Annotated in this window: 13 protein-coding genes; 6 read left to right on the forward strand and 7 right to left on the reverse strand. The window is 63.0% G+C overall.

Annotated features, from left to right (window positions below):
• Positions 1-81 precede the first annotated feature (81 nt).
• Positions 82-1,389 carry a shikimate transporter gene (shiA, locus tag AABE10_RS17275; RefSeq protein ID WP_342934503.1) on the reverse strand — a complete coding sequence of 436 codons (1,308 nt, stop codon included), beginning with the start codon at positions 1,387-1,389 and terminating at the stop codon, positions 82-84.
• A 354-nt stretch (positions 1,390-1,743) separates the two neighbouring features.
• Here shiA and AABE10_RS17280 point away from each other — a divergent pair, with 354 nt between their 5' ends.
• Complete coding sequence (locus tag AABE10_RS17280) at positions 1,744-2,514, forward strand: IclR family transcriptional regulator domain-containing protein (RefSeq protein ID WP_342934504.1); 771 nt, start codon at positions 1,744-1,746, stop codon at positions 2,512-2,514.
• A 37-nt stretch (positions 2,515-2,551) separates the two neighbouring features.
• Complete coding sequence (locus AABE10_RS17285) at positions 2,552-3,214, forward strand: phosphoribosyltransferase (RefSeq protein ID WP_342934505.1); 663 nt, start codon at positions 2,552-2,554, stop codon at positions 3,212-3,214.
• An 82-nt stretch (positions 3,215-3,296) separates the two neighbouring features.
• Here AABE10_RS17285 and galU read toward each other — a convergent pair whose 3' ends face one another.
• Both galU and AABE10_RS17295 read right to left on the reverse strand, forming a co-directional pair.
• The gene (gene galU / locus AABE10_RS17290) at positions 3,297-4,190 is read right to left on the reverse strand and encodes a UTP--glucose-1-phosphate uridylyltransferase GalU (RefSeq protein ID WP_342934506.1); all 894 of its coding nucleotides are present in this window, start codon (positions 4,188-4,190) and stop codon (positions 3,297-3,299) included.
• 258 nt (positions 4,191-4,448) lie between these two features.
• Positions 4,449-4,592 carry a hypothetical protein gene (locus AABE10_RS17295; protein WP_177200287.1) on the reverse strand — a complete coding sequence of 48 codons (144 nt, stop codon included), beginning with the start codon at positions 4,590-4,592 and terminating at the stop codon, positions 4,449-4,451.
• A 232-nt stretch (positions 4,593-4,824) separates the two neighbouring features.
• Here AABE10_RS17295 and AABE10_RS17300 point away from each other — a divergent pair, with 232 nt between their 5' ends.
• Positions 4,825-6,015 carry an acyltransferase gene (locus AABE10_RS17300; protein ID WP_342934507.1) on the forward strand — a complete coding sequence of 397 codons (1,191 nt, stop codon included), beginning with the start codon at positions 4,825-4,827 and terminating at the stop codon, positions 6,013-6,015.
• A 94-nt stretch (positions 6,016-6,109) separates the two neighbouring features.
• Here the strand turns inward: AABE10_RS17300 and AABE10_RS17305 are convergent, their stop codons facing one another.
• The 3 genes from AABE10_RS17305 to AABE10_RS17315 all read right to left on the reverse strand — a co-directional run bounded on the left by AABE10_RS17305 (position 6,110) and on the right by AABE10_RS17315 (position 12,308).
• The gene (locus AABE10_RS17305) at positions 6,110-8,608 is read right to left on the reverse strand and encodes a glycosyltransferase family 4 protein (RefSeq protein ID WP_342934508.1); all 2,499 of its coding nucleotides are present in this window, start codon (positions 8,606-8,608) and stop codon (positions 6,110-6,112) included.
• Positions 8,605-10,083 carry a flippase gene (locus AABE10_RS17310; protein WP_342934509.1) on the reverse strand — a complete coding sequence of 493 codons (1,479 nt, stop codon included), beginning with the start codon at positions 10,081-10,083 and terminating at the stop codon, positions 8,605-8,607. The genes AABE10_RS17305 and AABE10_RS17310 overlap by 4 nt, the downstream gene beginning before the upstream one ends.
• A 62-nt stretch (positions 10,084-10,145) precedes the next feature.
• Positions 10,146-12,308, reverse strand: coding sequence for a hypothetical protein (locus AABE10_RS17315; RefSeq protein WP_342934894.1), 2,163 nt, complete (start codon positions 12,306-12,308; stop codon positions 10,146-10,148).
• A 520-nt stretch (positions 12,309-12,828) separates the two neighbouring features.
• Here AABE10_RS17315 and AABE10_RS17320 point away from each other — a divergent pair.
• Genes AABE10_RS17320 through gmd form a run of 3 tightly spaced genes read left to right on the forward strand, consistent with a single transcriptional unit; the run spans position 12,829 to position 15,751 of the window.
• A complete protein-coding gene (locus AABE10_RS17320) occupies positions 12,829-13,914 on the forward strand; it encodes an acyltransferase (RefSeq protein ID WP_342934510.1) in 1,086 nt (361 codons plus the stop codon).
• Positions 13,911-14,711 (forward strand): SGNH/GDSL hydrolase family protein, encoded by an 801-nt coding sequence (locus tag AABE10_RS17325; protein ID WP_342934511.1) that lies wholly within the window; start codon positions 13,911-13,913, stop codon positions 14,709-14,711. Before AABE10_RS17320 ends, AABE10_RS17325 begins: the two co-directional genes overlap by 4 nt.
• Positions 14,708-15,751: a GDP-mannose 4,6-dehydratase gene (gene gmd / locus AABE10_RS17330; RefSeq protein ID WP_342934512.1), complete on the forward strand. Its 1,044-nt coding sequence runs from the start codon at positions 14,708-14,710 to the stop codon at positions 15,749-15,751. Before AABE10_RS17325 ends, gmd begins: the two co-directional genes overlap by 4 nt.
• 199 nt (positions 15,752-15,950) lie before the next feature.
• On the opposite strand, the gene AABE10_RS17335 is transcribed toward gmd, so the two are convergent.
• The gene (locus tag AABE10_RS17335) at positions 15,951-17,108 is read right to left on the reverse strand and encodes a glycosyltransferase family 4 protein (protein ID WP_342934513.1); all 1,158 of its coding nucleotides are present in this window, start codon (positions 17,106-17,108) and stop codon (positions 15,951-15,953) included.
• Positions 17,109-17,138 lie beyond the last annotated feature (30 nt).

The raw sequence follows: 17,138 nt of genomic DNA on the forward strand, positions 1-17,138 counted from the left end.
AAGCCGCGGCGCGATGCATGCGAGCGATAGCTACGTGCAATGCCCGTGTGCGATGTTCGTAGTCGTTGCGGAGTCCTCGCGTTAGCGCGTCTTCATCTTCCACGCAACGAGCACCGACAGCAGACAGCCGATCGCCAGATACGCTGCAACGGGGTGCCACGAGCCGCCCGCCATGCTGACGAGCGCAACCGCGATGAACGGCGTGAAGCCGCCGCCGACCACGCTCGCCACCTGATAACCGACGCCCGCGCCGCTATAGCGGAACTCGGTGCCGAAGAGCTCTGTGAACATCGGTTGCTGGACGCTCACCACCATGTCGTGCGCGACGTTCGCGAGCATCACGGCGAAGACCACGATCCACAGCGTCGAGCGCGCATCGAGCGCGAGAAAGAACGGCACGGCCGACAGCATGCCGATCACGGCGCCCGTGATATAGACGCGGCGGCGGCCGAAGCGGTCGGCGGCGAGCGCGAAGAGCGGGATCGTCACGATGCTGACGGCACCGACCAGCAGGCCGACGTTCAGGAAGAACTGACGCGGCATGCCGAGGTTGCTCGTCGAATAGCTGAGCGCGAAGGCCGTCACGATGTACATCGTGAACAGTTCGGCGAGACGCAGCGCGATGATCAGCAGGAACGCCTTCGGGTTTTCGCGCAACGCGTCGAAGATGGGCAGACGCGCGCGGTGATGCGTCTTCTCGACCCTCTCGACGAACTCCTTCGACTCCTCCATGCTCGATCGCACCCACAGGCCGATCAGCACCAGCACCACGCTAAACACGAACGGAATGCGCCAGCCCCATGCCTTGAACGCATCGTTGTCGAGCGTCGATGTGAGGATCGACACGATGCCCGTCGCGAGAATCAGCCCGACGCCATAGCCGACCTGCACGCCGCTGCTATAGAACGCCTTCTTCTTTTCGGGCGCGCTCTCGACGGCCATCAGCGCCGCCCCGCCCCACTCTCCGCCGACCGCGAAGCCCTGGACCGCGCGCAGCAGCACGAGCAGCACGGGCGCCCACCAGCCGATCGAAGCGAAGGTCGGCAACAGGCCGATCAACGCGGTCGAGAGGCCCATCATCATCACCGTCAGCACGAGCATGCGCTTGCGGCCCAGGCGGTCGCCATAGTGGCCGAACACGAAGCCGCCGAGCGGACGGAACAGAAAGCCGACGCCGAACGTGCCGAACGCCGCGAGCGTGCCCATCGCGGGACTGATGTTGGGGAAAAACTCGGTGTTGAAGATCAACGCGGCGACGATGCCGTACAGCAGAAAGTCGTACCAGTCGACGACGGCGCCGACGAAGCTGCCGAGGGCGGCCTTGCGCGCGCGGCTCTTTTCGGCGCTCACGTATGTCGGGGATTCGGTGGAACGAAGGGCGAAAGTCATGACGGATGTCTCGGATATCGTGTTTGCAGCGCGGGTTGCTGAGCCGGGCGCTGAAAGTGGCTCAAGAATAGGCAGGCGTCAGTGGGCGGGCAATGCTCCCGATGCCGAAAGCGTTCGATAATCGCACGCGCGTGTGCGTTCAGCGCGCGCTTTTCGGGTTAGCACCAGGCGGGGCATCGGGGTAATCATCGCGTGTCTCCAAGGTTTTGGTCGGGCGTTCGAGGCATCGGTATTGCCTCGGCGCGTGATTGGATGCTATGAGGGAAACGCCTGTCGCCCCAAGAACAAATCGCATCGTTCGCGCGATAATCGCGCGTACAGATGCGTTAAACGCGCAGAATCAGGGTAATTGCTATGAACCGACCGCCACTGGACAAACGGGACTGGATCGCGGGGCTCGAAAAAGGGCTCGCCATTCTCGAGTCGTTCGACAGCGAGCACGCGCGCCTCACGCCGAGCCAGGCCGCGCAACTGACGGGTATGACGCGCACGGCCGCGCGCCGCTATCTGCTGACGCTCGAACATCTCGGCTACGTGCAGGGCGACGGCAAGCTGTACGGACTGACGCCTCGCGTGCTGCGCGTCGGCTGGTCGTATTTCGACTCGGCGCGTCTGCCCAAGACAGTGCAGCCCTATTTGCAGCAACTGAGCGCGACGATCAACGAGTCGGTCTATGTGAGCGTGCTCGACGGCTGGGAACTGGTGTTCATCGCGCGCAACGGCACGTCGCGCGTGATGACGACGGGCTTCGTGCTCGGCGCGCGCGTGCCTGCCCCGCTCACATCGCCGGGCGTCGTGCTGCTCGCGTATCACCGCGATCAGGAAGCGATGCAGACCTGGCTCAACGAGACGGAACTCGCGCCCTTTACGCCGCACACGGTGACGAACAAAACGGGGCTGCTCGAAAAGATCCGCCGCGCGCAGGCCGATGGTTTCGCCGTGATCGAGCAGCAACTCGATATTGGCGTGCGCGGCGTGGCGGTGCCGATGAAGAACCGCCACGGCGAAGTCGTCGCGGCGCTCAGCACGAACATGCCGATGGGCAAGGAAACGACGGAAGCCGCGTTGAATCGCGTGTTGCGTCCGTTGCAGGAGTCGGCACTCTCGATGCTCAACGTCCTATAGTGAATGAACGGATATGTAGCGGACGTGGGAGCGAATCATGTTCTGTCGATTTGCCGATCGTGCCGACGCGGGCCGCGCGCTCGCCGATCAGCTGAAGCAATACGCAGAGCGCGACGACGTGGTCGTGCTCGGGCTGCCGCGCGGCGGCGTGCCCGTCGCGTATGAAGTAGCGCGCGCGCTCGGCGCGCCGCTCGACGTGCTCGTCGTCAGGAAACTGGGCGTGCCGTGGCAACCGGAACTGGCAATGGGGGCCATCGCGTCAGGCGACGCGCTCTGCCTCGATGAAGAATTGATGCGCGAAACGGGCGTTTCGCAGGCGGAGTTCGACCGCGTGCTGGCAGAGGAGAAAGCGCAGCTCGCGCGACGCGAGGCGCTCTTTCGCGATCCGCAGCGCGCGAGCGTCGACGTTGCGGGCCGCATCGCCATCGTCGTCGACGATGGACTCGCCACGGGCGCATCGATGAAGGCGGCAGCGCGCGCATTGCGTGCGCGCGGCCCCGCGAAAATCGTCGCCGCGTTGCCCGTCGCGCCGTATGACGCGGCCGAACGCATCGTCAGCGATGTCGACGAATTTGTCTGCGTGGCGTCGCCAGAACTCTTCTTCAGCGTGAGCCAGTTCTATGCGGATTTCGGCGAAACCACCGACGACGACGTGCGCGCAATACTCGCACGCGCGTCGCCGGCGAGCGGGCACGCGTGAAGCGGACCGCGCGTGCGCTCGCGCGCACCGTTGCGCATGGCGACGGCCGGTAGAGACGATGGCGCCGCCATAGACGCTGCTTTCAGGCAGCGGCTGCCGTCAGATGCATCGGCAGATAGCTTTGCAGATAGTCCTCGAACTCCGCGCGCACTTCCGGGTGACGCAGCGCGAATTCGACGGTGGCCTTCAGATAGCCGAGCTTGCTGCCGCAATCGAAACGCGTGCCGAAGTAACGGTAGGCCAGCACCTGCTCTTCCGTCAGCAGCGATTCCAATGCGTCCGTCAATTGCAGCTCGCCGCCTGCGCCCGGCTTCAGCGCGCGAATGTGGCGGAAGATCGTCGGCATCAGCACATAGCGGCCGACCACGCCGAGATTCGACGGCGCCTTCTCGGGCGCGGGCTTCTCTACGATCCCCGACAGCTTGATCACATCTTCTTCCCATTCCTTGCCGTCGACGACGCCATACGAACGGCTCGCCTCGCGCGCAATGGTTTCGACGCCGACCACCGAGCTGTGATAGTGGTTGAACACGTCGACGAGCTGCTTCATCACGGGCTGTTCGCTGTGCAGCAGATCGTCCGCGAGAATGACGGCGAACGGGCTTTCGCCGACCAGTTTTTCCGCGCAAAGCACGGCATGACCGAGGCCGAGCGCTTCCGCCTGACGCACGTAGAAGCAGTCGACGTTCGACGGCTTGATGCTGCGCACAAGGTCGAGCAGTTGCTCCTTGCCGCGCGCTTCGAGTTCCGCTTCGATCTCATAGGACTTGTCGAAGTGATCTTCGATTGCGCGCTTGCTGCGGCCCGTGACGAAGATCATCTCGGTGATGCCCGCGGCAATGGCTTCTTCGACCGCATACTGGATCAGCGGCTTGTCGACGATGGGCAGCATCTCCTTCGGGCTCGCCTTCGTAGCGGGCAAAAAACGTGTTCCGAGACCCGCGACAGGGAAGACGGCTTTGGTGACTTTCAGCATGGTGTGCATTTCCACTCGGTTGATTGAATGTATGCAATCGCCAGGACTGGCGGCGCGCGATGTCGTGCCCAGAAAAGACTAGCGCAAAATCAGTCGGAACGAGTCACAAAAACGACTCCACAATTCATTATCGATTCATTTCGCGGGCCAAACCATTATATGGAATACATCGGAAATAATGACGCGATCTGATTCAGTCAATTGCATGTGCGACGTAAATCTTGCTTATGGCATGCGCAAAGTCCGGGCACGCGACACTCACTCGTTGTCCTCGAATTGCGGCATGTTTTCCGGAGTCATCCGGATACGGCTGATCGGCTCGTTGCGCAGCGCTTCGCGATATGCGGAAACGCCTATCAGCAGCAACAGCACGGCAACGCCGGCGAGCAAATGCAGGTTCATGACCCTACCCCTGTCAAAAGTTTGCCGGCATTAACCTAACATGAAAAAAGCGTCAAATAATTTCATCGACTAACCGGATTGCGCCATTCTCTCCACATCGGAAAACAATCGCTAAATTATTGAATGATTTTTTATCGATTTTTTGCACGACCGTTCCCCTACGATAGGCAATCGGCGTGCTGCGTCGTGAAAGGCCGCGCGTCATCGGGTCATCAACGAACGAGGATCGCGCATGAGCGATACAGCACTGGACGCCACCCACTCGCCCCTTTCATTGACGACGGCGGCGCGCAGCGCGACGAAGGCCGTCGACAACGAACACGTCATCGATGCGATGCGCGGATTCGCTGCGCTGCTGGTCGCCTACTTTCATTGCCGGCAGGTCGAGTGGATCGGCATGCAGAGCTTTCATCAGTTCGCGGACAAATCGCTCGGCCTGAATACGATCGTTTCCTACCTGACGCTTCCGATCGCGTGGGGCTCGGCAGGCGTGCCGATTTTTTTCGTCATCAGCGGCTATTGCATTCATCGCGGCGCGGCGCAGCGGCTCGCGGACAATCCCGCTTACCGGCTCGACGCAGCGAATTTCTGGGCGCGCCGCCTTGCGCGCATTTATCCCGTGCTGGTCGCCGCGCTGCTGCTTACGTTGGCGCTCGACTGGACGAGCCTGCACTTTCCGCCCGTCAATCACAAGATCCTCGATATCGGACCGAAAGCTTTTCTCGTCAACCTGTTTTCGCTGCAAGGCGTAGCGGGCAAGACGTACGGTTCGAACGGCGCGCTCTGGACGCTTTCGCTCGAAGTGCAGTTCTACGCGGTCTATCCGCTGCTGTTCGCGCTGCGTCGCAGGTTCGGCATGATGCCCGTGCTGGCGCTCGTCGTGTTCGTCAATGTCGCTTCTGCCTTCATGTTCGAGCGCAATGACGTGCAGTTCTTCACGTCGTTCTGGTTCTCGTGGACGCTCGGCGCGTGGATCGCAGAGTTGCAGGTGAAGCGCGATCCGTCGCGCACGCGCATGCCGTGGCGAATGTATGGCGCGGCGTTGATGTTCACCGCGCTCGGCTGTGCCGCTTTCCACTTCGGTCAGTACATCGCATTTCAACTGTGGGCGCTCGGCTTTGCATGCTATCTGGCCGAAGCGCTGAAGAGCCGGCATCAAGACCGCAGCGAGAAGCATGCGCCTGTCGTTCTCTTGCTGTCGCGCTTCGGTGACTTCAGCTTTTCGTTGTATTCGATCCACTTGCCCATCTTCGTGCTGCTCTCGTCGCTGCTGTATCGCTCGGCACTGCAAACGTCGATCTTTCCGACATTCGCCTTCATGCTCGTCGCGATCGCGGTGGCGTGGGTCTTCTATCGCTGCGTCGAACTGCCCGCGATGAAATGGTCCGCGAGCTTGCGGCCTGCCGCTGCGCGGGCGCGTTGATCGATGCGTCCGCTATCCAAAACTGTTCGATAACTGTGATTCGTTCGAGCTCGAGCGAAATGGCCGGCGTGAACTTCATTGCGCCGGCCTTTTTTCAGCTCGCAAGTCCTGCCTTCTCGCCCGCCACGTTCATCAGAATCCGCTCGACGCCTTCCACATACGCCTGCGTGCCGAACTTGCGCACGGCCGTCTGATAGCCCTGCGCAACGAGCCGCTCGCGCAGCGCCGGATTGGCGCGCAGTTCGGCGAGCGTATCGGCGAGCGTGTGTGCATCGCCCGGCGTGCACATCAGCCCGTTCACGTTGTCGTCGACGATCTCCGTCACGCCGCCCGCGCGCGCGGCCACCACGGGGCGGCGCGCGAGCATCCCTTCGACGATCACGCGGCCGAACGGCTCCGGCGTGATCGACGTATGCGCGACGACATCGACGGCGCACATGCACGCGGCAACATCGTCCTGGAAACCGAGGAAGTGCACGCGATCGTTCAGTCCGTGCGATGCGACGAACGCGTGCAACCGCGCTTCGTACGCGTTCTCGCCGAAAAGCGGCGCGCCCACCAGCACCGCATGCATGCCGGGGTTGAGCACCATCGCTTCGAGCAGCACATGCTGCCCCTTCCATTGCGCGAGCCGGCTGAACGAACCGACGAGAAATGCATCGTTCGGAAGATCGAGCCGCGCGCGCAGCACGCTTTGCGGCACGTCGCGCAATGCGTTGAACGGCGCAGCCGAGATGCCGTTGAATACGACATCGATACGCGTGTCGCCGAAATTCGTCAGTTCCGCAAACGCGCGCGCCGATGCGGCCGAGTTCGCGATCACATGCGCGAGGCCGAGTTTCGCGCACCACTTGATGATCGCGAGCTGCTTGCCGCCGAAATGCTCGCGGCTCACGATGTCACGCAGATGCCAGACCACCGGGCGCCGCGCGAAGCGGCCCGCGAGCGCGCCGATCACCATCGCGCGCTGCGTGTTCGCGTAGATCACGTCGCTATGACGCGCGCGCTCGACCGTTTCGCGCACCAGCGACGCGACGCCCTTGACCGCTTTCATCAGCGGCGGCGTGCCGCCCTGCTTGCGGATATCGCGCGTCGCACCGGGATCGAGCACATCGACCGCGACGCCTTCACGACGCAGCGCCGCGCGAAACGGCCCGTCGTCGAACAGCACGACCTGGACGCGCGCCTTGAGCGCCTTCACGATTTCCAGCAGCGACAGTTCGGCGCCGCCCATCACGCCGCTCTGGTCGATCGCAAGCACGCGCAATGCGCTCGATGCGTGACCGTATGCGCTTTTTTCGACGGCGACATTGTTCGAAGGCAGCGTCGCGCGCTGCAGCGCGGGCACCGTCTCGCGCACGAAACCGAAGAAGCGCTCGCGAAAATGCCCGATCGAAAAGCGCTCGGCATTCGCGCGGCAATCGGCCGGCTTGAAGCGCGTGGGATCGTCCGCGAAGCCCTCGACGGCCGCGATGATCGAATCGACCGATTGCTCGTTGAAGAAGAGGCCCGTCGGATGCGGATCGTATTCGTCGCGCACCGTTTCGAGCGCCCCGCCCTTGCCGTATGCGATCACAGGCGTGCCGCACGCCTGCGCCTCGACGATAGAAATGCCGAAGTCCTCTTCCGCCGCGAACACGAACGCCTTCGCGCGGCGCATGTGATCGCGCAACACCTCGAATGGCTGATAGCCGATGATCTGCACATTCGGCGCCGCTCTCTCACGTACTTTCTCACGTACCTTCTTCATGTCCGGGCCATCGCCGATCACGATGAGCCTGTGCTGCGGCATCTTCGCGAACGCTTCGACGATCAGATCGATCTTCTTGTACGGCACCATTCGCGATGCCGTCAGATAGAAGTCCTCTTTCTCTTCGCAAAGAGAAAACGAATCGACATCGACGGGCGGAAAGATCACTTCCGATTCGCGCTGATAGACCTTCCTGATCCGGCGCGCAATGAACCCTGAGTTCGCGACGAATGCATCGACGGAATTGGACGTGCGAATATCCCAGTTGCGCATGTAATGGAGAATGACCCGCGCGAACGCGGATTTCGGGCCACGCGTGAGCCTGGACTGCTGCAAGTACTGGTGTTGCAAGTCCCACGCATAGCGGATCGGCGAATGCACGTAGCTGATATGCACCTGGTCGGGGCCCGTCAGCACACCCTTCGCGACGGCATGGCTGCTGGAGATCACGACGTCATACGCGGATACGTCGAGCTGCTCGATCGCGAGCGGCATCAGCGGCAGATACGCGCGGTACTTCGCGCGCGCAAGCGGCAGCTTCTGGATGAACGAGGTCGTCACGGGCTTGCCGCGCAAAAACGCGCGCTCGTCGACGTCGAGAAAGTCGACGAGGCTGAAGAGATCCGCATCCGGAAAGCACGCGACGATCTGTTCGAGCACACGCTCGGCGCCCGCATAGGTGACGAGCCAGTCGTGAATGATCGCGATGCGCATGGGCCTGTCGCCGCGCGCTTGACGTCGCTTGGCGGGCGGCTTCGCAACCGGCGTCGCGAACGGATCGGCGGTGGCATCGCGCGTCATCGGGCGACGCAACAGGTCTTCTTCTACGATATCGTGGTTCATGCGCTATTCCTCGGATTGAGTCGCAGCTTCAGACGCGCAAGCAGCGAACGCGCAAGATCGCGCAATGCAGGGGTCATCGTGAGCGACCATGCGACGTTCGCGCCAACGACGAGCGCGCCCGCGGCAATGGCCATCGGCAGGCTTGAGAGCAATGCGGCGAGCCACAGCGTGCCCACCAGGAAAGCGAGATGCGCGAGCATGTCGAGCGCGATGGGACGCGCATGAATGGCGGACAGACGCAGCAGCGCGACGTAATCGAACAGGCCGCGCGCTGCGACCACGACAGCCGCGCCCGTCAGCCCGAAATGCGCAATGCCAAACCACAGCGCGCCCGCATAGAACGGCAGTTCGAAGAGGCCCAGGCGCGCGGCCGTCGCCGGATGCACCTGCGACTGGATCAGGATGCGCGCGAGATTCGCCTGGCCGACGAGCCAGACGGAAACGATCAGGATGCGTCCGACGGGGCCCGCCGCATCGGCGACTTCGCTGCCCACCCATATGTGCAGGAACGGTTCGAGCACGATGATCGCGACGAGCGCAACGGGCGTGAATACGCCGTTCAGAAATTCGAGCGACTGCCGCATGATGACGTCGGCATCGTCGCGACCCACGGCCGAAAGGCGCGGAAACAACGTGCGCAGCATGGCCGTCGGCACGATGTTCAGTCGCGTGACGAGATTCTGCGGCACCGTGTAGTACGTGACGAAACGCGCGCCGAGACCTGTGCCGAGCATCACGCGATCGAGCGACTCGGCGATTGTGTTCGTGAGGCTCGCAACCAGCATCCAGCCGCCGAAATTGAACAGGCCCTTCGCGACGTTGAATTGCGGCGCGCGGATGTGCCGGATGCCGAGCACGTTGAATGCGGAGCGCCCGAGGAGAATCGCCGCGGCGAGACGCGCGACGACGGCGGCCGCGAGGACGTTCTGCAATGTGGGCCCGATGAGCCATGCAGCGGCGAGCGGCAGCAGCTGAAACAGGAACGTGCCGAGCGTCTGGTTCGCGTTGTAGATGCCGAAGCGTTCCGCGCCGTTGATCGCGCCTGCAAAAACCCACGACACGTTCGCGAGCGGAATCGCCACCGCGAGCCACGGCAGCGCGTTGTACACCTCGTGCTGCAAGCCGGTCGAGACCTTCGAAAAATACGCGGTATAGAGCGCCGCGCCGAAGTAGATCACGAGTCCGCCGATGATCCCCGTCGCCAGGTTGAGCCACGTCGCGCTCCAGAACACCCGCTCGCACGCGTCTTCACCGTTCGATGCGCGCGCCTTCGAAATGTGGTTCTGCGCAGCCATGCTCATCCCCAGATCGAGAACGCTGAAGTAGCCGATCAGCGTCCACACGAGGCTGATCACGCCATAGCGTTCGACGCCCAGCAGCCTGATGTACGACGGCACCGTGACGAGCGATACGAACGTCGGCAAGATCAGTCCGATCAGGTTGATCACCACGTTTCTGAGGATGCCTTTGTCCATCGGATACCTTTGGATCGGTACGCTAGTGTCGGGTAGCGTGTGGGTGGAGAAGCGGCATCTCTTCACGCGCGAGGCGTTGGTTTCCAGCGGTACATCATCACTTTCCCGCGCGCGTCTTCTTCGACGAACACGAGGTACTCGCCATCGTTGCGGCGATACGCGCTGATGCCGTTGGGCACGTCGACCCAACCGGATGCATGGCCCACTTCAGGTCCGGGCTGCATCGTGCCGATGGACGTGCCCGTGTCCCTGTCGTACACGTGGACCGTACCCACGGGTTCGACGGCGAACACGTATTGGCCTTCGACCGTGACGCCGATCAGCGTCGATACGGGCTTGCTCTTCGTGTCCCACGGCAGCGGCAGCGTGTAACGCGGCACGGGCTTGCCGCCCGACCACTTGTCGTAGCGCACCAGCACGCGCCCCACCTCTTTCCAGAAGCCCCGGTCGAACGGCGCTTCAGGCGTGTAGCCCGTCACGTACATCGAATCGGTCTGCGGGTCATAGAGCGCGCGCTTCACTTCGCTGAACGGCGGCGGCACCGGATAGGCCGTCATGTCCACGTACGAGTAGATGGGGTTGCCCTTCGCATCGAGACCGCCGAACCTGAAGCGGTTGATGCCCTTCGAATCGCGCGCGCGCCAGATGTCGCCGTGCGTGTCGACCCACCAGCCCCAGCCGCCCGCGAGGCGCGTGCCCGTCGTGTTCGGCGTGAATTCATCGGCATCGAAGCGGCCATTGCCGTTCGTGTCGCGCCAGATCCAGTCGCCGCCAGCAGGCGCGTTCGGCACCTTCAGCACGGCCCGCTCGCGGCCCGCGATGAAGCCGGAAGGCGTGGCCGTCTCGCCGTCGCGGCCGCCATCGAAGCGATAGATCTTCAGATGGTCCGCATACATGTCCGTGAGAAACAGAAACGTATGGCCCTTAAGCTTGCGGGCGATGGGCAGGCCCGGCCACTGATCGATGTTGAGCACGGGATCGTCCGGGTACTTGAAGCGGTTGGTCAGAAAGCCCGCGTACGTCCATTGCCGACCCGGCGGTTTCGTCAGGTCGAGTTCGAAGCGCTTGTTGCCCGTGTAGACGCTGTCGGGCCGCGACGGGTCCATCCACGCGCCATCGACGAACAGCAGCCCCTCTACCTGCCATAGACGCCCGCCGTCTGGCGCGTAGCTTTCGAGCGTTGCGCCGAGGCCGGCTCCCGTCGGCTCGAAACGCGGACCGATGCCGTTCGTCGCCACGTAGACGTTGCCGCGCGCATCGACGCCGACGCCCGTCAATCCGTTGAAGCGCTGCGGACCCGGACGTCCCGCAACGCCCGCGAAAATGCCGCCGCGTTCGCCGAGCGTTGAAGTGAGTGCGTATTGGCCGTCGCGCTTGCCGAAGAACAGTACCTGCTGACGCGGACCGTTGTCGGCGATCAGCACGCGGCCTTGTGGATCGATCGCGATATCGACGGCAACGGTGTGGGCGGGCAATGGCAATACGTCATCGAGAAGCCGGCCGTTGGCGTCGAGATGCGCGACCTTCGGCCTGTCGCCGAGCGTATCCGTCAGCACCCACAGCGTGCCGTCACTCGCGCGCGCAATCCGGCCGGGCTCGCGCACGCTCCATTGCGCCTTGCGCTGCATCGATGCGGCGTCGTACACCTCGATGTGATCGAGCGACGTATTCGACGCATAGAGCGTCGTGTCACTCGCCGCGAGACCGTTGATGTCACCGCGCGTGCCCGTCGGCACGTCGTTCACCAGCATGAAGGCGGCCGCCGCCTTCGCATGCGGATCGAGGCTGTTCGCGACGGGCTGGAATGCGGCGACGCGCTTCGTATCGCCGATCTCGCGCCGCGAAATGCCGTACCACTGACGCCCCTTGTCCGGCCACACGCCCGCGCCGGCGAGATGCCCCTTCTCGTTGCCTACGCCGACGGCCACATACGCATAGCGCCTGTTGATCGCGATCGCGTTGCCGCCACTGTTGCCCCAGCCATGCGTGCCGCCCGCGAAGCCGAGCATCTTGCCGTTCTGATAGACGCTCGATTCCGCGCCGCTCTCGTCCCACGGCGCGTTCGTATAGACCTTGCCGTCGGGCGAGACGGCGATGGCCGTGATGTTGATCTGCGTCCATGTGCCGTCGCCAAAACCGGACGTATTGCCGATCCACGACGTCTGCACGTTCAGCGCGGGTTCCGCGAATGCATGCAGCGTCGCGAGGAAGGCAAACGCGCACATCGCGCGTGCAAGCGTGAGTCGGGACAATGCAGGTTCTCCGGTCCAGTCGAAGCGAAGGCGGGCATTTCCCATCGGATTGCAAAAGAACAGGGAAACGACAAGGCGCCGCAATAGAGCAATGCACAATGATCCAATCAGCGCTTTACGGTACGTGCAAACAATGGCGACGAAATCGATCAAATAATCAGAAATTATTCGAGCATCGAAATTTCAGGAAAAGAATGCGGAAATAATTCGATGCGCATGGGTTGCGGTCGATCGGCTGCACGAAAGAGCCCGTATTTGCCTGGTCGCATTGCGTGGCGCGCGCTGTTCGGTGCCCGTGAGCGATGCGCAACCTGTTGCAAACGAGAATAAAAATTCACTTCTTTTTATTCGAATCAATTCGTTTATTTGATTCGCGTTTTTTCGGCATTTTATTTACCTAGAATCAAACGCAATTTGCGGTCTTCATGGCGAGCGCATTGCGGCGCCATGCATGGCCTTTCGAATGCCGGATCAGGCGCATACACGGACGCTCATGACAGCCAGCACTCCGCCCGCATCGATTGCTCACAGCAGGCGCATCGTCCAGCTCGACGGACTGCGCGCGATTGCCGTGCTCGCAGTTTTTGCTCAGCACGCGCTGAAGGCGCCGCTGTGGATGGGCGTCGATCTGTTCTTCGTGCTGAGCGGCTTTCTGATCACGGGCATCCTGCTCGATCGCAAGGCGCGCAAGCAGTCATATTTCGGCTACTTCTACGCGCGTCGCGCGCGGCGCATCCTGCCGCCCTATCTGTTGCTGATGGCCGTGTCGTCGCTGCTGTTCGGTTTCGGCTGGGCGCAGCAGTGGCAGTGGTATGCGTTCTTCGCGACGAATATCGGCGATGCGCTCGGACAGAGCGGACACGACAGCCTGAACGTGCTGTGGTCGCTTGCCGTCGAAGAGCAGTTCTATATCTTCTGGCCGTTCATGATTCTGCTCGTGCCCGAGCGCGCGCTCGGCTACGTGGCGCTTGCGCTGATCGTGCTCGTGCCCGTGCTGCGCGCCGTCGCGACGCCGTGGTTCGATTCGTTCTGGCCGATCTACTACCTGACGCCGTTCCGCATGGATCTGCTCGCGGCGGGCGCATTGCTCGCCGTCGCCGTGCGGCGCGATGCCGACGCATTGGAGCCCTACAAGCCGCTCGCAGTGCTCGGCGTGTGCGCGGCGCTTGCCGTGCTCGCGTGGCTGCATCTGCATTTTCCGCGTTTTCGCGCGGCCAATACGCCGCTGTCGAATGCCGCGCTGTATAGCGTATCGCTCGTGCTGTGCACGTCGATCGTCGTGATCGCGTTGCAGAGCAAGGGCATCGTGAAGCGCGCGTTGTGCAACCCTGTGCTCGTCTATATCGGCACGATCAGCTACACGATTTACCTGATTCACCTGAGCGTGCTCTACGCGTTGTGGCCGCTGCATGACAACCGCTATGTGACGGCTGTGTTCGCGCTCGCGATCACGCTCGTCTACGCGAGCATCACGTGGTTCGCGTTCGAGCGGCGTTTGATTCACGGCGATGCGTCACGCAGCGGCCGACACGAAGACGCCTTGCACGCGGCACGCGAAGCATCGAAGACGAGCGCATGAAGCGCGTACTTTCGCTATGCGCGGCAGCGTGCGCGCTCGCACTTTCCACAGCGGCCCTCTCGCATGCTGACGAAAGCGCGCGGCCACAAGTGTTGATCGAGGCCTATGGCGATTCGACGACGCTCGGCATTTCGTGCAGCGACGGCCGTTGCGGGCCGCAGGCCGACAACGCGGTGACGTATCTGCAGGACGCGCTGCGCGCGAAATACGGCGCGCGGGTGACGGTGGCGAATTTCGGCGTCGGCGGCACGATGGCTTCGCAACTGCGCGACGGCACGGGCCCCGGACGCAACGGGCCGTGGAAAGCGCGCCTCGCCGCATCGAATGCGCAGATCGTCACGATCAACTACGGCATCAACGAAGTGATGCACAACCAGACGCCCGAGCAGTTCTACGAAGCCGAGACCGATCTCGTGAAGGCTACCCAGGCGTTCGGCAAGCTGCCCGTACTGCAGACGTCGAACCCGATGCCCGACGGCCGGCTGAACGCGCGACTCGCCGCGATGGCCGCGATGACGCGCCGCGTCGCGGCCGAACAGCACGTGCCGCTCGTCGACCAGTACGCGGCGATCTCCTCGATGGCCGACTGGAAGGCGCAGATGTCCGACGGCGCGCATCCGAAGCCCGAGCTGTATCGCGTGAAGGCGCAGCAGGACTTTCAGGTGATCGATCCGCTCGTGCAGCGGATGCTCGGCGTCGCCGCCGTATCCGCGCAGAGACCACGGCAAGCGCAGCGTCCGCGCACAGCCGCTCCCCTTCATTCAACTTCAGGCAACCCGACGAAAGGCAACTCATGACCCATCAGCGCAAGGCCATCATCACGGGCGTATCCGGCCAGGACGGCGCCTATCTGACGAAACTGCTGCTCGGCAAGGGCTATCAGGTCACGGGCACGTATCGCCGGACAAGCTCCGTCAACTTCTGGCGCATGGAAGAGCTCGGCGTCATGGACGACCCGAATCTGCAACTCGTCGAGCACGACCTCACGGACGCGGGCTCGACGCTGCGCCTGCTCGACACCGTGCAGGCCGACGAACTGTACAACCTCGCTGCGCAGAGTTTCGTCGGCGTATCGTTCGATCAGCCGTCGACGACGGCGCAGGTGACGGGCGTCGGCGTACTGAATCTGCTCGAAGGCATTCGCACGGTGAACCCGAAGATGCGCTTCTATCAGGCATCGACGTCGGAGATGTTCGGCAAGGTGCAGGCCGTGCCGCAGCGCGAAGACACGCCGTTCTATCCGCGCAGCCCGTATGGCGTCGCGAAGCTGTTCGCGCACTGGTCGACGATCAACTACCGCGAGTCGTATGGCCTCTTCGCGACGAGCGGCATTCTGTTCAACCACGAATCGCCGCTGCGCGGCCGCGAGTTCGTGACGCGCAAAATCACCGACACCGTCGCGAAGATCAAGCTCGGCAAGTCAGACGTGCTCGAGTTGGGCAATCTCGATGCGAAGCGCGACTGGGGCTTCGCGCTCGAATATGTCGAAGGCATGTGGCGCATGCTGCAGGCCGACGAGCCCGACACCTACGTGCTCGCGACGAATCGCACGGAGACGGTGCGCGATTTCGTGAAGATGGCGTTTGCGGCGGCCGGCTATCAGCTCGAATGGTCGGGCCGAAACGAGCGCGAGACGGGTATCGATGTGCGGACAGGCAGGACACTCGTGCGCGTGAATGCGAGGTACTACCGCCCTGCCGAAGTCGATCTGCTGATCGGCTGCGCGGACAAGGCGCGCGAGAAGCTGGGCTGGGCGCCGGGAACTTCGCTCGAACAGCTGTGCAAGATGATGGTCGACGCGGATATCGCGCGAAACGAGAATGGGGTGTCGCGCTGAGGTGCTGAGCAGCGTGTGAAGCGCCCTTTGTTCTTTTAAAGCAGGCTGCGGTGACGCAGGGGATCGCGAATTCCAATAGTTCGAACTATGTCTTCGTCGGTCGCCTCCATCCGGCATCACAGCCATTTCGAGCGAGGAACAAAAGCGAACGCCAAGGATGCCGTTCCTTTTGTTCGCTGCTTGCCGCCCGGGTGGCCCCCTACGCCGCCTGAATCGCCTCCCCATACACGGCAGCCACGCGCTTCGCGATCACCGGATTATCGAAATTCGCGCGCGCATACGCACGGCACGCATCGGCATCGGGCAGCTTCATCGATCCACCGAGCGCCTTGCCGAGCCCGTCGGCAATCGCATCCGCTCCCGTCGAAGCCAGCACGAGATCCTGCGAGAGCCCCGCCACCGCCTCCGGCAATCCGCCGACGGGCGTGACGAGAACAGGCGTCCCCGAGGCGAGCGATTCCACCGTGATCAGGCCAAAGCCTTCGAGCGCGACAGTCGGCACGACGCTGATATCGGCCGCGCGATACAGCGACGCGAGATGCTCGTCGGGCACGAAGCCGAGCAGCTTCACGTTGTCGCCGAGACCCGCGTCGTCGATGCGCCGTTGCAGTTCCTCCTGCAAGCGGCCCTTGCCCGCGATCAGCAGCAATACATCCGGATTGCGGCGCCTGACGATCTTCACGGCATCGATCAGATCTTCGAGCCCCATGCGCCGCACGAGCCGCCGCACGGCCAGCGCGATCGGACGGCCGAGCGGCAATTGCAGGCGCAGACGCGCTTCGTTCCGCGTCAAAGGCAGGTTGAACTGATCCACGTTCACGCAGCCCGGCACGACGCGAATACGGTCGGCAGGAATGCCGTAGCGCGACGTGAGAATCTTGCCGAACGCATCCGACAGCACGATCAGCCGCGACGAACGCGCATAGACGGCCTGCTCCAGATAGCGCTTCGCGCGCTGTCCGAGCGAGTCGCCACCTTCGACATGGCTCTCGTCCGCCCACGGGCCCTGAAAATGCGAGACCTGCGGAATGCCGCGCGTCACATCGAGGCCCGGAAACGTGTATAGCGCGAAGTGCGAAGAGATCACATCGGGGCGCTGCGCGCGAATCTCTCGACGCAGCGCGCGGCGCGCGGCCATCAGACGCATCGGCAGCGATTGCGCGGCGGAACCGAAGCCCCGGATCGCGCCGTTGGTGTCCTGCGCGACGCGCTCCGAGCCCGCCACCACGCCGCGCACTTCGACGCCCGCGCCCGGCAGCGCGCCGATCAGCGAGTAATACATGCGGTCGAGTCCGCCCGCGCGCTCGGGAAACCAGTGCATGCCGATTTGCAGCGATTTGATGGAACGTGTAGTCATGATGGGTGCCTTCCTGTTCGTAGTCGATGA

It is taken from the genome of Paraburkholderia diazotrophica (assembly GCF_038900755.1).
GTDB lineage: Bacteria > Pseudomonadota > Gammaproteobacteria > Burkholderiales > Burkholderiaceae > Paraburkholderia > Paraburkholderia diazotrophica_A.

Bases quoted from the DNA above. Each gene is read 5' to 3' on its own strand.
- shiA (WP_342934503.1), bottom strand. From the start codon at position 1,389: ATGACTTTCGCCCTTCGTTCCACCGAATCCCCGACATACGTGAGCGCC.
- AABE10_RS17280 (WP_342934504.1), top strand. From the start codon at position 1,744: ATGAACCGACCGCCACTGGACAAACGGGACTGGATCGCGGGGCTCGAA.
- AABE10_RS17285 (WP_342934505.1), top strand. From the start codon at position 2,552: ATGTTCTGTCGATTTGCCGATCGTGCCGACGCGGGCCGCGCGCTCGCC.
- galU (WP_342934506.1), bottom strand. From the start codon at position 4,190: ATGCTGAAAGTCACCAAAGCCGTCTTCCCTGTCGCGGGTCTCGGAACA.
- AABE10_RS17295 (WP_177200287.1), bottom strand. From the start codon at position 4,592: ATGAACCTGCATTTGCTCGCCGGCGTTGCCGTGCTGTTGCTGCTGATA.
- AABE10_RS17300 (WP_342934507.1), top strand. From the start codon at position 4,825: ATGAGCGATACAGCACTGGACGCCACCCACTCGCCCCTTTCATTGACG.
- AABE10_RS17305 (WP_342934508.1), bottom strand. From the start codon at position 8,608: ATGAACCACGATATCGTAGAAGAAGACCTGTTGCGTCGCCCGATGACG.
- AABE10_RS17310 (WP_342934509.1), bottom strand. From the start codon at position 10,083: ATGGACAAAGGCATCCTCAGAAACGTGGTGATCAACCTGATCGGACTG.
- AABE10_RS17315 (WP_342934894.1), bottom strand. From the start codon at position 12,308: ATGTGCGCGTTTGCCTTCCTCGCGACGCTGCATGCATTCGCGGAACCC.
- AABE10_RS17320 (WP_342934510.1), top strand. From the start codon at position 12,829: ATGACAGCCAGCACTCCGCCCGCATCGATTGCTCACAGCAGGCGCATC.
- AABE10_RS17325 (WP_342934511.1), top strand. From the start codon at position 13,911: ATGAAGCGCGTACTTTCGCTATGCGCGGCAGCGTGCGCGCTCGCACTT.
- gmd (WP_342934512.1), top strand. From the start codon at position 14,708: ATGACCCATCAGCGCAAGGCCATCATCACGGGCGTATCCGGCCAGGAC.
- AABE10_RS17335 (WP_342934513.1), bottom strand. From the start codon at position 17,108: ATGACTACACGTTCCATCAAATCGCTGCAAATCGGCATGCACTGGTTT.